A 13,554-nucleotide genomic window follows, 5' to 3' on the forward strand; every position below is an offset into this window, starting at 1 on the left:
ACATGTTCATCCCCCACAGAGTCGTGTTATTACCCTTATTATACAAAAAAGCTTGTAGACTTTGTCTACAAGCTGAGCTGTCCACTATCTGGACAGCTTTTTCTGTTTCTCATGAAGCAGGAAGCACTTATTTCACATGGAATGTTTTCTTTTCCGTGATTTGCTTAAGCCCTTCTGCTTTTCCTTTAAATGTGACGACCGCTTCATACGTTCCCGGCTCCACACCGTTTGACCACGTATCTTGAAAATCATACGCCTCATCTTTCTTCAGCACAAAGGATTGGATGGCCTGTGTGAACATTCGGTCTTTCGAATAGCGGTATTGTTCATTCCCGTTTTCGTCATACACACTTAGCTCGAATTTCTGGCTTGTGTTAAATGTAAATTCAATATCTCGATCTGATTCATTTTTCAGTGACATGTTAAATTGAACCAAAGAACCTTTTTGGACGGGGTCTACTGTGAGTACAACCGTTTTCTCTCCCATTTGACCGGATACCTCCTTGTTTGGTTCATCCTTTTTTTGTTGTCCACAAGCTGCTAAAACCAATAGAACGAGAAGAAGCACCACACCTTTTTTCATCTTCTACCCACCTTTTAATCTCGTCTGAAAAATCCAAGAATATTGGTTGTTTGAACAATATTCGTAAAGGCTTTTGGATCGACTTCTTTAATAATTTGTTCAAGTTCATACAGCTCATACCTTGTAATAACAACCACCATCATTTCTTTTTGCTCGTTGGTAAACGCGCCTTTCGCTGGTACAGTCGTAATGCCTCTGACCATTTTTCCATAAATAGCTTCTTTGATTTCATCTGCTTTCTTCGTCACAATCATCGCCGTCAGCTTCTCGTGTCTTGTATGGATGGCATCAATGACCCTAGTGGTCACATATAATGTGACAAGGGTATATAATGCTTTCTCCCAACCTTGTAATAATCCTGCTGTAAAAATGATGATTCCGTTTAAAATGAAGAAATACGTTCCGACTGGTTTATCCTTCCATTTTACTAAAATCATCGCAAGGATATCGAGACCGCCGGTTGATGCCCCGTATTTCAGCGTGATTCCAATCCCAAGTGCAGAAATCACACCGCCAAACACAGCATTTAATAAAATATCTTCAGAAACGCTCGTCTCTGGTAAAATCCCAAGGAAAATGGTCGTCAGTGCAACACTGATAATGCTATACAAAGTAAAGGAACGGCCAACCTTCATCCAGCCTAAAATGCCGACTGGAATGTTTAAAATAAATAATAGGATCCCTGTTGATAAATAAAATGGCGCATATTGATCGATTAAACTGGATAACAGCTGCGCTACCCCTGTAAAACCGCTCGCATATACGTCAGCTGGGATTAAGAATAAATTCAGTCCAATCGCATTGAGTAATGCACCAATGACGACGACAATGAGTTTTTTTGCTTCTCCAATGAACATGTTGTCATTCCTCCACTACCATTCTCTCTATGGTTTTCCCTAAAATTTAGAATTTGAACACGAAAAGTTGATTTCTATGATATAGTTAGGCTAAAAAGATGTAAAATATGGCTGATTTTTTTTAGAAAGAAGGGATTTTGATGACTGTTCATATCATAGCAGACAGTGCTGCTGATCTGCCTCTTTCATATTATGATGAACATAACATGACACTCATTCCGCTGCGTGTGTTACTTGGCGAGCAGGAATTTGAGGATTTGATCACCATTGAACCAAAACAAGTATTTGATGCGATGAGACAAGGCGCAAGTCCAAAAACGTCACAAGCTTCACCAAACCGAATCAAGGAAGCCTTTGTTTCTGTTGCACAAACCCATACGTCCGCCATCTATGTCGCCTTTTCATCAGAGCTTTCAGGTACATACCAAACAGCTGTGATGATGGCAAACGAAGTGAAGGAAGAATACCCTGATTTCGATTTACGAATCATTGATTCTAAATGTGCTTCACTTGGCTATGGACTTGCTGTTAAACACGCACAATCACTTGCCATTGACGGAAATACAATACAAGAAATTGAAACGTCTGTAAAGCATTTTTGTGAATCTTTACAACATATTTTTACTGTAGACGATTTATCGTATTTAGCAAGAGGCGGAAGAATCAGTAAAGCTTCTGCATTTGTTGGCGGTTTATTAAGCATTAAACCCATTTTACACGTCGAGGATGGAAAACTGATACCACTTGAAAAAATTCGCGGACGTAAAAAACTGCTGAAACGCATTATTGAATTGATGAAAGAGCGCGGAACGGACTGGTCGAACCAAACGGTTGGCATTAGTCATGGAGATGATCCTGCACTTGCAGAAGACATGAGACAATTGATCGAAACCGAATTCCACCCAAAAGAAATAGATATTCATATCATCGGTGCTGCTGTCGGGTCCCATTCAGGTCCTAGCACGCTTGCGATCTTCTTTACAGGCAAACCATCATAAAAAGCACCCTTCCCTCAACATATAGGGAAGGGTGCTTTTCTTATGAAAGTTTAAATCGATGAACGGTTTCATTTAACCTAGCCGTCATACTCATCAGTTCTTCTACCTGTTTGTTCATTTGATGGAACGATTGCAGCTGTTCATTGGCCGAGGCAGAAATTTCTTCACTGCCTGCTGCTGTTTCTTCTACAACCGCACTCATATTTTCAATCGAGTGCAGCACTTGTCCGCCAAGCTCTGTCGATTGAATAATTTGGTCATTTAAACATGCCATTTCTTCTTTAATATGCTGTGCTTTTGTTTCTATATCTTCAAAGGAGTGTGAGGTTTTGTCCATCGCATCCTGCTGCTGAAGAGAAAGCTTGACCCCTTCTTTGACAGTTTGACTAATGGATTGAATGCCTCTTTCAATATGACTGACCATATCAAAGATTTGTCTTGTAGCGTTAGATGATTCGTCGGCAAGCTTACGAATTTCATCTGCTACAACGGCAAAGCCTTTTCCAGCCTCACCTGCTCTTGCCGCTTCGATCGCCGCATTTAGCGAAAGTAAGTTTGTCTGATCCGCAATGTCAGAAACTGTTTTGGCCATAGCCGAGATCCCGCTAGCATATTGCGTGAATTCTCCTGCCGACTGCTCGATTTGCCTTGTGGCATGTGTATTTTTTTCAATCGCCGTTTTTGTTTCTGTTAACGTGTGCTTTCCACTTTCCACTGCTTCTATCGCATCCTCTGTACTTTGGATGACTGTTTGTGAACGTTCGGAATTTTTACGTCCATGCTGATCCATCTTTTCAATCAAGCTAACGCCATGCTGGAGATCCTCTGAAATGGCTTGTGACCCATTTGCCATTTCGTCTGTCGAGACAGATACTTGATTTGCAGATTCCATCAGCTTTTTGTTTTCATCATCTAACTGGATCGAGAATGTCTCCACTTGACTTGAGACATTGCTGATTTCTTTAATCAGACTAATCAGCTGATCTGTCATTTGATTGAATGATTCATTTAAGCCGCCGATTTCATCCTTACGCCGGATGTCCATCCGCTCCACAGCAAGGTTTCCTGCTGCAATCTGTTTTGCCCGGTAGGAGAGTGATTTGATTGGTGTCACGATGGATCTCGTTAAACCAATATTTAAAAAGACGGCGATGACAATCAGTGTGAGGGCTGCGACTAACGCACTTGTGATGATCCACTGCACATTTTCTGCTGCATTCTCTTGATTTTGTTCATACGCTTCTTGTGCTCTTTTATTCATCGTATGCACGTCGTTTAAGACACCATCAATTCTTGCTGCCACACGTCTTGCATCAGAAGCATTTTTTTCACCAATGGCATTGTTCGCTTCCTTGGTCCACGTGTCAAACTTTGAATTTAACCTCGTTAATGTTTCTTTGTTCATATTCCCTGCGTTTTTGTTTAACGTTTGGAGTTGTTTTTTTGCTGTAGAGATATCGGTTTGAACGACCTCTAGCTGTTCATCTGAAAGTGTCATGGAATAATTGGTCATGGCTTGTTCGACACTTTCAAAGCTCGCCTTCGTTTTTTGTACGTTTAGTAAGGTTTGAACTTCTGTTTCATTCGATGATTGGATCTTTGTCATGCTGACAATGATAAAGGCGATGACACCAACCGCTAAAAGAAGTGAGATGAGTGAGTTGAGCAAGATTTTGACACGTAAGCTCATGATGCTGCCCCCTCTTCTTTCAGAAGCGTCTGCTTCAGTCCATTTAATTTTTTGGTCAATTTCTCAGCATCCTTGAGCACCCGGATTCTGGCCATATCGATTCCGTCATTGCTTAAGTCATAGACGATATGCCCACTTTTGATTTGATTGTTCTTTACGAGCTGTTCGCTGAATTGATAGACCACTTCATCGACTTTTTTGACCATGGATGAAATCACAGCTTTTTCAGCCGTATAGTACTGATCGCTGTCTACGCCAATTGCATATTTGCCTTGTGATTGTGCTTCTTTTAATACACCAACACCCGTATAGCCGGCTGCGGCATATAAAACATCTGCTTTCTTTTTGATCATTTCTTTGGCAATTTTACTACCTTTGCCTGCGTCGCTAAATGTACCTGAATAGGTGGATAAGATATTGATTTTCGGATTCACAGATTTGGCACCTTTTTGAAATCCTTTTTCAAAACGATGAATGACATCCGCATCGACGCCGCCAACAAATCCAATGACATCACTTTTCGTTGTCATGGCAGCAAGTGCCCCTGCTAAATAGCTGCCTTGCTCTTCTTTAAACGTCACGGAGGTCACATTTTTCAGCTCAGATACGGCATCAATCAGCAAGAATTGCTTCTTTGGATATTTTTTTGCGACTTTTTCTAAGTCTTCTTGCATACTGAAGCCTACACCGATGATCAGGTCATTGCCATCTTTTACGAGCTCTGCCAGTCCTTTTTCGTATGTATCCGTTTCTGCAATTTCTCTATAATCAAATTCAATGCCAAGCCCGTCACGTGCTTTTTCTAAACCTTTAAATGATGAATCGTTAAATGATTGATCACCAAGACCATCGTCTGTCAGCATGACGCCAATATGCTTCACATTTGACTTCGGTGGTCCTCCCTGTTGATTGCTGCATGAGGCGAGTACCATGAGCATGGCTGCCATCAGAAGTATTGACACCTTCACTTTCATCCAAAAACACACTCCTTTTATCATCCTTACTCCTTTCTTATCGGATTTGAGTGGCGTTGTTTCAATGATAAAGGGAAGGTTTTTCAGCTTTTTTCATGACTTTTTTCACTGAAAAAAACCATTATTTATGACAAAAATAAAAAAAGTGAGCAAATGCTCACTTTTTCTCGTAGGTCCAGCCTTCTTCTTGATAGACTAGATCATTTTTCATCAGATGACCTAATGCGCGTTTAAAGGCCGCCTTGCTCATTTGAAATCGTTCACGAATATCTTCTGGATCACTTTTATCCCAGTAAGGCATGGCGCCATTTCTCGTTCTCATATAGGTTAAAATTTCTTCTGCATCAACAGATAACGCGTCCTGCTTTCTAGGAAGCAAAGAAACGTTCACGGTTCCATCCTCTTTCACCGCAATGACGCGGCCTGTCACTTCCGATCCTAATCTTGGTTCTTCCTTTCGTTCTGTGCGGTGGATAAATCCCCTCACCCCTGTATCTGTCAGCATAAAAGAGCCTGTCGCAATTAAGCGATAAATTGTCCCAGTGATTTCTTTGTTCATTAAGGTTTCTGGCGCCTCAGTGAACAATTCACTGATCACATCCTCAGTGGCTGTCTTTGCGAACATTCTACCGTAGCTTGTGACTTTCAGCATACAGTAGAGTTTGTCTCCTTTTTTCGGCCATGCTTCCTCAAAAGGCGGGAGGTGTTCTGTTGCAACAAGTGCATCCTTTGATAGCCCGACATCGACAAATGCGCCCATGTCTTCTACAACGTCTACGACTTCTACCCAGCCATATGTATGTGCATTAATTGTAGGTATTTTCATCGTAGCTGCTAGTCTTTCTTCATGATCTACATATAAGTAGACCTCTACTTCATCCCTGTCATCAATATCCTCTGTCATCTCACTGCGGTGCAAGAGGACAGAATCTTCACCATCTGTCAAAAAGTAGCCGTACTCCATCTCGTTCTCTATTTGCAAGGTCAATTGCTCACCTGGTCTCATGTTCTCTTCCTTCCTATCTGCCCATAAAAGAGCGTTCGTTCATCTTTTGATTCACTTTATTCTACTATACTTCTTTCAACATGAACATCTCTAGTTCTGTTAGCTAAAGTGGACAAACTTCCCTTGATTTATACCGCAAGCGGCTGAACTCTTTGATTTGTCTATATGATAAAGCTTCTTCTTGCCCTGTTTGCATGATAAAATAGACGCAATATCTATACTTGGAGGTCATGTGTTATGGCAAAAGAAAGTTCATTTGATATTGTATCGAAGGTGGAACTGCCAGAGGTGCAAAACGCCATTCAAGCAGCGCTAAAAGAAATTAAAAATCGTTATGATTTTAAAGGAAGTAAAAGTGATATTTCACTTGAAAAAGAAGAGCTCGTTCTCATCTCAGATGATGACTTCAAGCTTGAACAGCTAAAAGATGTGCTTGTGACAAAGCTGATTAAACGAAATGTACCAACTAAAAACATCGACTACGGAAAAACCGAACATGCCCTAGGCGGAACAGTACGCCAGCGTGCCAAGCTGATTAGCGGTATCGATAAAGACAATGCCAAAAAGATCAACGCACTCATTAAGCAATCTGGGATCAAAGTGAAGTCGCAGTTTCAGGATGACCAAGTGCGTGTAACAGGGAAAAATAAAGATGATTTACAAGAGGTCATTTCACTCATGCGCAAAGCAGATTTGCCGATTGACGTCCAATTTATAAATTTTCGATAAATTTTAAATTTTCCATTGATTATTTTCGATTTTTTCGTTACAGTTGATGGAAGTTCAATTCATTGACATGTTCATATCGCTTTCTTATCAAGAGAGGCAGAGGGACTGGCCCTGTGAAGCCTCAGCAACCGGTGTAGTAGAAATGTATTTTCTATGACCAAGGTGCTAAATCCAGCAAGCAACTGCTTGGAAGATAAGGAGAAGAATTACGATACAGCCAAAAAGTCTTCTTCTTATCAGAAGGCTTTTTTTGTTACATAGAAATAAGGAGGAATACAATGGGCCTATTACAAGACTTACAAAATCGCGTATTGATTGCTGACGGAGCAATGGGAACACTTTTATACTCTTACGGCATTGACCGGTGCTTTGAAGAACTAAATTTATCAAAAGAAGATGAAGTGAAAAGAGTGCATGAGGCGTATGTGCAGGCTGGAGCTGACATCATCCAAACGAACACGTACGGTGCGAATTATATTAAACTATCCCGCTACGGCTTAGAGGAAGAAACAAAACGCATCAATACAAAAGCGGTACAAATTGCAAAAGCTGCCGCTGGCTCAGCTTATGTACTCGGAACGATTGGCGGCATTCGAACGTTTAACAAAAATGCCTACTCGATAGACGAGATCAAACGAAGCTTTAGAGAGCAGCTGTACATCCTATTAAATGAACAGCCTGACGGATTATTGCTTGAAACGTATTATGATATGGAAGAGGCGAAGGCCGTTCTCGAAATTGCGCGCAAAGAAACGACTCTCCCGATTGTCATGAACGTATCCATGCACGAGCAAGGTGTTTTGCAGGACGGTACACCGCTGAAGGACGGTTTATCTGAATTATCCTCTCTTGGCGCTGATGTCGTTGGGATCAACTGCAGGCTGGGCCCTTATCATATGATTCAGGCACTCGAAGGCGTTCCGATTTTGGAAAATTCTCATTTATCTGTCTATCCTAACAGCAGTCTCCCGTCTCTTGAAGAAGGCAGACTCGTCTATGATACAGATAATGATTATTTCCGAAAAAGTGCACTAGAGTTTAGAAATCAAGGCGCACGCATTATCGGAGGCTGCTGCGGAACGACGCCTCAGCATATTAACGCAATGGCTGAAGCAGTTAAAGATTTAGCACCGATCACTGAAAAAGAAGTGAAAGTATTAAAAGAAGAAATCATTTCGATCCAAGACCAGCGCACTGAACCTGGTCTTGACGAGCTGGCTGTTAAAAAACGATCGATTATCGTAGAGCTGGACCCGCCAAAGAAGCTGAACTTTGAAAAATTCCTTGTCGCAGCAAATGAATTAAAGAGTGCAGGCATTGATGCCCTGACGTTAGCTGATAATTCTCTTGCGACTCCGCGCATTAGCAATGTGGCTTGCGGTGCATTATTGAAACAGCAGCTTGATATGCGTTCACTTGTCCATATCACGTGTCGTGATCGTAATTTAATTGGGCTACAATCCCATTTGATGGGACTCGACACTCTCGGATTAACCGATATTTTAGCCATTACAGGCGACCCGTCTAAAATTGGTGACTTCCCAGGTGCAACATCTGTTTATGATTTAACCTCCTTTGATTTGATCCGTCTCATCAAACAGTTTAACGAAGGACTTTCTTTCTCAGGGAAGCCGCTTGGTAAAAAGACCAATTTTTCAGTGGCTGGCGCGTTTAATCCAAATGTACGTCATATTGATAAAGCAGTAAAACGTCTTGAGAAAAAAATAGAATACGGGGCTGATTATTTCATCTCACAGCCTGTTTATTCAGAGGAACAGCTAGTGAAAATTCATGAGGAAAGCCGTCATTTGGATAAACCGATTTACATCGGCATTATGCCGTTAACAAGCAGCCGAAATGCAGAGTTTATTCACCATGAAATTCCGGGCATCAAATTGTCTGATTCGATTCGTGACATCATGGCCAAAGCAGGCGAGGATAAGGAAAAGCAGCGAATAGAAGGCTTAGCGATTGCCCGGTCTTTATTAGATACGGCCTGCGAATTGTTTAATGGCATTTATTTAATTACCCCTTTCCTTCGATCAGATTTAACAGCAGAACTGACAACCTACATCCATCAGAAAGAAAAGGAGCCAAACGTACATGTCAACTATCACTGAACAGCTCAAGAAACGCATCCTTGTCCTTGATGGTGCAATGGGCACAATGATTCAAAACGCCAATCTCACAGCAGAGGACTTTGGCGGAGAAGAGTATGAGGGCTGTAACGAATATTTGAACATGACAGCCCCTCACATCATCTCCACAATCCACCGGGAATATCTTGAAGCAAGTGCGGATTTCATTGAAACGAATACGTTCGGCGCTACAAAGCTCGTCCTTGATGAATATGGGCTTGGCCATCTCGCCTATGAACTCAACGTACGAGCTGCTCAGCTGGCAAAGAATGAAGCAGATCGTTTCTCCACACCGGAGTGGCCTCGTTTTGTTGTAGGCGCAATGGGACCTACAACTAAAACATTATCTGTGACAGGCGGCACAACCTTTGAAGAGCTCGCCAGAAACTATGAAGAGCAGGCTCGCGCACTCATTGATGGCAAATGTGATGCCCTTCTTTTAGAAACAAGCCAAGACATGCTGAATGTAAAAGCTGGATTCATGGGCATTCAGAAAGCCTTTAACGCGACCGGCATTCAATTACCACTCATGGTATCAGGTACGATTGAACCAATGGGCACCACCCTTGCCGGTCAAGATATTGAAGCCTTTTATATCTCTCTTGAGCATATGAAACCAATTAGCGTTGGCCTAAACTGTGCAACTGGTCCAGAATTTATGACAGACCATATCCGCACACTCTCCTCCATCGCAAAGTCAGCTGTTAGCTGCTATCCAAATGCTGGTCTCCCAGATGAAGAAGGACAATATCACGAATCCCCTGCTTCCCTTGCTAAAAAAATCGCCGCCTTCGCACAGGAAGGCTGGTTAAATATCGTCGGGGGCTGCTGCGGAACAACACCTGCACATATTCAGGCATTATCAGACGAAGTGCGCTCGCTCCAGCCGCGCCGCATGGTTCATGAATCGTCACAGCATACCGTATCAGGAATTGACCCCCTTATTTATGAAGAAGCAATGCGTCCGCTTTTTGTAGGTGAACGGACAAATGTCATTGGCTCCCGGAAATTCAAACGGCTGATTGCGGAACAAAAGTTTGAAGAAGCGTCAGAAATTGCTCGTGCACAGGTGAAAAATGGCGCTCACGTCATTGATGTGTGTCTCGCTGATCCAGACCGTGACGAGGCAGCAGACATGGAAGGCTTTTTACAAGAGGCCATGAAAAAAGTCAAAGCTCCTTTTGTCATTGATTCAACGGATAAACACGTGATTGAAAAGGCACTCACGTACTCCCAAGGGAAAGCCATCATCAATTCCATTAATCTCGAGGATGGCGAAGAACGGTTTGAAGAAATTCTTCCGCTTGTGAAACTATATGGCGGCGCACTTGTTGTCGGGACGATCGATGAAACAGGGATGGCTGTAACAGCAGAACGAAAGCTCGAGATTGCCGTACGTTCTCATGATCTCTTAACGAAGAAATATGGAATTCCCTCAAGTGACATCATTTTTGATCCACTCGTCTTTCCGGTAGGCACTGGAGACGCGCAGTATATTGGCGCTGCCGAAGAAACGATCAAAGGCATCAAAATGATCAAGGAAACACTGCCTGATTGTCTCACGATTTTAGGCATTAGTAACGTGTCTTTCGGACTCCCGCCTGTTGGCAGAGAGATCTTGAATGCCGTCTATTTGTATCACTGCGTCCAAGCAGGACTTGATTATGCAATCGTTAATACTGAAAAACTTGAACGTTTCGCTTCGATTCCAAAGGAAGAAATCAAGCTAGCTGAAACATTACTTTATGAAACAAATGATCAAACCCTTGCCGAATTCACCCAATTTTACCGCGGGAAAAAGAAAACGGAGAAAAAACCAAAGGTCTCCTTATCGCTTGATGAGAGGCTGGCGTTATACGTCGTCGAAGGAACAAAAGAAGGGCTGATTGATGATCTGTCCCTTGCCTTAGACCAATTCGAATCACCTCTTCATATCATCAATGGACCCTTGATGCAGGGAATGGCTGAAGTTGGACGTCTTTTTAATCAAAACGAATTGATTGTGGCTGAAGTGCTTCAATCGGCAGAGGTCATGAAAGCATCTGTTTCGTATCTTGAGCAATATATGGAAAAGCAGCATGCAAGCGGCAAAGGGAAGATTCTCCTTGCGACGGTTAAAGGAGATGTCCATGATATCGGGAAAAACCTTGTCGACATCATTTTGAGCAATAATGGCTTTCAAGTGGTCGATCTCGGGATCAAAGTCACACCTCAAACATTGATCGAAGCTGTGCAAAAGGAAAAACCAGATATGATCGGATTATCCGGATTACTTGTCAAGTCAGCACAGCAAATGGTACTGACCGCTCAAGATTTACAAAAAGCGAACATCTCCGTTCCCATTTTGGTCGGCGGTGCTGCTCTTTCACGGAAATTTACGAAGATGAAAATTTCGCCTCATTATGACGGACCCGTCCTTTATGCAAAAGATGCAATGGACGGCCTGTCATTAGCCAATGAGTTAAAAGCAAACCCTCTTCAATTTCAAACAAAGCCCTCAGCGGAACAAGAGGCACTTATCAAAGAGAAAGAAGTGAAACAGCCGAAAGCCGTCATTGAATTACTGGAAAAACGCGCGGCACTCCCGCAGGCGCCGGTTTTCACGCCAGAAAATACAAAACGCCATTATGTGCGTGACATCGATTTGCATCATATTATGCCCTATGTGAATGAGCAAATGCTTATTGGTCATCACCTCGGCTTAAAAGGAAAGGTCAAAACATTATTAGCTGAACAGCACCCAAAAGCATTGGAGCTAAAACAGCTTGTCACAGACCTTCTTCAGGAAGGCAGAGAGAAAGGCTGGTTTGCACCGGCATTTGTTTATCAATTCTTCCCTGCCAGTTCAAACGAGAATGATCTGCATATTTATGATCCGGAAGCGCCTGATCGCATCATTGAAACATTTCAATTTCCAAGACAGGAGAAACTTCCATACCGCTCCATTTCAGACTATGTGCGGAAAAGCGAAGAAAATGAGAAAGATTATATCGCCTTATTTGCCGTCACAGCTGGTGCGCGCATACGTGATGTGGCGCAGCAATTTAAGCAAGAAGGTGATTATTTAAAAATGCATGCTGTCCAAGCACTGGCGCTTGAGCTTGCAGAAGGCTTAGCTGAAAGAACCCACCAAGTGATTCGTGACAAATGGGGCTTCCCTGACCCAGTCGATTTCACAATGGACAAGCGGTACCAGGCCAAATATCAAGGGCAGCGCTATTCCTTTGGCTATCCAGCGTGTCCAAATCTTGAAGACCAAGAAAAGCTGTTCCACCTGCTTCAGCCTGAAAAAATCGGCATCTATCTGACAGAAGGCTTCATGATGGAACCTGAAGCATCTGTTTCAGCGATCGTCGTTTCTCATCCTGAAGCTCGATATTTTAATGTTCATTAATGCAGGACCTCCGTGATTGGAGGTCCTTTTTTGATAAATATTGGGATAAATATCAATATTTACTCTTATTTACCGATATTACAAATGAAAGTCATTCACTCAAAAGGAGATGTTTGTCATGTTCAAAAAGAAAATGGGGATTTTACTGCTTACCGGCCTCTTCATCGCTACACCTCTCTTTCAATCACCTGCACAAGCAAGTGAAGCCTCTACGAAACAAACAAAATATTATACAGAAGAATTAGAGCACCTGTACCCTGACAGTGATTATGCAAACAATGATACGATGGAAAAAGCTCAATTCTTACAGCATTCCCTTCATCTGAGTAAAACGTATTTATATCATGAGGGCAGTATCTCTTCTATGGATGACATCGATTTTTACCGTTTCACCAGCTCCAAATTTGATGGAGCAGATGGCCGCTTTTCTATTAAACTCGTGAATGTGAAGTCTGGAAATGATTTGGACCTCTACCTTTACAATAAGAACGGGTCACTTGTGTCTTCCTCTGTGCGGACAAACAACCAAAACGAGATCATTCATATGCCGAAAATTGCCGCCAGCACTGATTACTACCTAGCCGTTAAACCAAAACGATTATTAAATGAAGAAGATAACATGTATCGTATTGTGTTTGATAAAAGCATTGAAAAAGGCACAACCAAACGATATGGATCACCTGCCACACTTAACAGCTTCAATGAATCCGGTTCTCCAAATTCTTCTTTTGATTTAAGCAGCTTGCCTCAGGATGCCGTTGTGACTGGTCTTTCCTTAGAGGCTGAAAAAGGCAGTACAAACGCACACAATTATGTATTCACCGTTTCTTCCTTAAAAGGCGGGACAGTGAACGTAGCTTGGAATGGACAAAAAGTGGACATCTCTTCTTATAGAACAAGTCAGGTTCCGGCAAAAGATCGCTTTTTTGTGTCTTTCAATGCGACAGAGGTTCCTCAGTTGATTGGTGGACGATTAATCAAAGTGGGCGTTGTGTCGATTAAAAACTTGCAGCTCACCTTTGAATATGAATACAACCGTGACCTGAATTATTAATCTGACAAAAAGGAAAAGGATCTCCCTTTCCTTTCAGATTGTTGACAAAGGGCTAAAATGATCTTTATTTTAGCCCTTTGTCTTCTGTTCAGCGTGATAGAAAACCTTTGCAGTCTAGGAAGGACGAGTAC

General features: G+C 42.3%; 10 protein-coding genes and 1 riboswitch. Of the genes, 5 read left to right on the forward strand and 5 right to left on the reverse strand.

The window, feature by feature from the left end; translation table 11 throughout:
* Positions 1-127 precede the first annotated feature (127 nt).
* Together R0K30_RS13125 and R0K30_RS13130 are read right to left on the reverse strand one after the other, a co-directional pair.
* Positions 128-583 carry a BsuPI-related putative proteinase inhibitor gene (locus R0K30_RS13125; RefSeq protein ID WP_410611135.1) on the reverse strand — a complete coding sequence of 152 codons (456 nt, stop codon included), beginning with the start codon at positions 581-583 and terminating at the stop codon, positions 128-130.
* Between the two features lie 14 nt (positions 584-597).
* Positions 598-1,440, reverse strand: coding sequence for a YitT family protein (locus R0K30_RS13130; RefSeq protein WP_410611137.1), 843 nt, complete (start codon positions 1,438-1,440; stop codon positions 598-600).
* A gap of 140 nt (positions 1,441-1,580) precedes the next feature.
* Between R0K30_RS13130 and R0K30_RS13135 the strand changes: the two genes are divergently transcribed.
* Positions 1,581-2,438 (forward strand): DegV family protein, encoded by an 858-nt coding sequence (locus tag R0K30_RS13135; protein WP_099728296.1) that lies wholly within the window; start codon positions 1,581-1,583, stop codon positions 2,436-2,438.
* A gap of 40 nt (positions 2,439-2,478) precedes the next feature.
* Here the strand turns inward: R0K30_RS13135 and R0K30_RS13140 are convergent, their stop codons facing one another.
* The 3 genes from R0K30_RS13140 to R0K30_RS13150 all read right to left on the reverse strand — a co-directional run bounded on the left by R0K30_RS13140 (position 2,479) and on the right by R0K30_RS13150 (position 6,108).
* Complete coding sequence (locus R0K30_RS13140; RefSeq protein ID WP_410611139.1) at positions 2,479-4,128, reverse strand: methyl-accepting chemotaxis protein; 1,650 nt, start codon at positions 4,126-4,128, stop codon at positions 2,479-2,481.
* Positions 4,125-5,102 (reverse strand): BMP family lipoprotein, encoded by a 978-nt coding sequence (locus R0K30_RS13145; RefSeq protein WP_410611141.1) that lies wholly within the window; start codon positions 5,100-5,102, stop codon positions 4,125-4,127. The genes R0K30_RS13140 and R0K30_RS13145 overlap by 4 nt, the downstream gene beginning before the upstream one ends.
* 157 nt (positions 5,103-5,259) lie before the next feature.
* Entirely contained in the window at positions 5,260-6,108 is an 849-nt protein-coding gene (locus R0K30_RS13150; RefSeq protein ID WP_410611143.1) for a CvfB family protein, read from the reverse strand.
* 237 nt (positions 6,109-6,345) lie between these two features.
* Between R0K30_RS13150 and R0K30_RS13155 the strand changes: the two genes are divergently transcribed.
* The 4 genes from R0K30_RS13155 to R0K30_RS13170 all read left to right on the forward strand — a co-directional run bounded on the left by R0K30_RS13155 (position 6,346) and on the right by R0K30_RS13170 (position 13,423).
* Positions 6,346-6,837, forward strand: coding sequence for a YajQ family cyclic di-GMP-binding protein (locus R0K30_RS13155; RefSeq protein WP_034324959.1), 492 nt, complete (start codon positions 6,346-6,348; stop codon positions 6,835-6,837).
* 81 nt (positions 6,838-6,918) lie between these two features.
* A riboswitch (SAM riboswitch) is annotated at positions 6,919-7,037 on the forward strand.
* A 78-nt stretch (positions 7,038-7,115) separates the two neighbouring features.
* Positions 7,116-8,957: a bifunctional homocysteine S-methyltransferase/methylenetetrahydrofolate reductase gene (locus R0K30_RS13160; RefSeq protein WP_410611145.1), complete on the forward strand. Its 1,842-nt coding sequence runs from the start codon at positions 7,116-7,118 to the stop codon at positions 8,955-8,957.
* On the forward strand, positions 8,941-12,369 hold the full coding sequence (metH, locus tag R0K30_RS13165; RefSeq protein WP_410611147.1) for a methionine synthase: 3,429 nt from the start codon (positions 8,941-8,943) through the stop codon (positions 12,367-12,369). The genes R0K30_RS13160 and metH overlap by 17 nt, the downstream gene beginning before the upstream one ends.
* A gap of 118 nt (positions 12,370-12,487) precedes the next feature.
* On the forward strand, positions 12,488-13,423 hold the full coding sequence (locus tag R0K30_RS13170) for an anti protein (protein WP_410611149.1): 936 nt from the start codon (positions 12,488-12,490) through the stop codon (positions 13,421-13,423).
* The last annotated feature ends 131 nt before the right edge of the window (positions 13,424-13,554 follow it).

The sequence above is a fragment of the Bacillus sp. SIMBA_154 genome (assembly GCF_046536015.1).
In the GTDB taxonomy this organism is placed as follows: Bacteria; Bacillota; Bacilli; order Bacillales; family Bacillaceae; genus Bacillus; species Bacillus pumilus_P.

What these genes read in the sequence shown, in the direction of transcription:
- R0K30_RS13125 (WP_410611135.1), bottom strand. Translation starts at nt 583, where the DNA reads ATGAAAAAAGGTGTGGTGCTTCTTCTCGTTCTATTGGTTTTAGCAGCT.
- R0K30_RS13130 (WP_410611137.1), bottom strand. Translation starts at nt 1,440, where the DNA reads ATGTTCATTGGAGAAGCAAAAAAACTCATTGTCGTCGTCATTGGTGCA.
- R0K30_RS13135 (WP_099728296.1), top strand. Translation starts at nt 1,581, where the DNA reads ATGACTGTTCATATCATAGCAGACAGTGCTGCTGATCTGCCTCTTTCA.
- R0K30_RS13140 (WP_410611139.1), bottom strand. Translation starts at nt 4,128, where the DNA reads ATGAGCTTACGTGTCAAAATCTTGCTCAACTCACTCATCTCACTTCTT.
- R0K30_RS13145 (WP_410611141.1), bottom strand. Translation starts at nt 5,102, where the DNA reads ATGAAAGTGAAGGTGTCAATACTTCTGATGGCAGCCATGCTCATGGTA.
- R0K30_RS13150 (WP_410611143.1), bottom strand. Translation starts at nt 6,108, where the DNA reads ATGAGACCAGGTGAGCAATTGACCTTGCAAATAGAGAACGAGATGGAG.
- R0K30_RS13155 (WP_034324959.1), top strand. Translation starts at nt 6,346, where the DNA reads ATGGCAAAAGAAAGTTCATTTGATATTGTATCGAAGGTGGAACTGCCA.
- R0K30_RS13160 (WP_410611145.1), top strand. Translation starts at nt 7,116, where the DNA reads ATGGGCCTATTACAAGACTTACAAAATCGCGTATTGATTGCTGACGGA.
- metH (WP_410611147.1), top strand. Translation starts at nt 8,941, where the DNA reads ATGTCAACTATCACTGAACAGCTCAAGAAACGCATCCTTGTCCTTGAT.
- R0K30_RS13170 (WP_410611149.1), top strand. Translation starts at nt 12,488, where the DNA reads ATGTTCAAAAAGAAAATGGGGATTTTACTGCTTACCGGCCTCTTCATC.